1 rRNA gene is annotated in these 207 nt (G+C 49.8%); it reads left to right on the top strand.

The window, feature by feature from the left end:
- Positions 1–207: ribosomal RNA gene (locus tag CES81_RS13290) — 23S ribosomal RNA — on the top strand; the annotation flags it as partial.

Raw genomic sequence — 207 nt, 5'->3', positions numbered from 1 at the left:
AGAAGCAGCCACCATTTAAAGAGTGCGTAATAGCTCACTAGCCGAGTGATTTTGCGCCGAAAATGTACCGGGGCTAAGGATACCACCGAAATTGTGGATGCGACCAATAGGTCGCGTGATAGGAGAGCGTTCTAAGGGCGGTGAAGCTAGATCGTAAGGACTAGTGGAGCGCTTAGAAGTGAGAATGCCGGTATGAGTAGCGAAAGA

This window comes from Secundilactobacillus pentosiphilus, assembly GCF_002217985.1.
GTDB lineage: Bacteria > Bacillota > Bacilli > Lactobacillales > Lactobacillaceae > Secundilactobacillus > Secundilactobacillus pentosiphilus.
The sequence above is the reverse complement of the archived record's forward strand: the minus strand, read 5'-3'. Positions and strand labels throughout refer to the sequence as shown.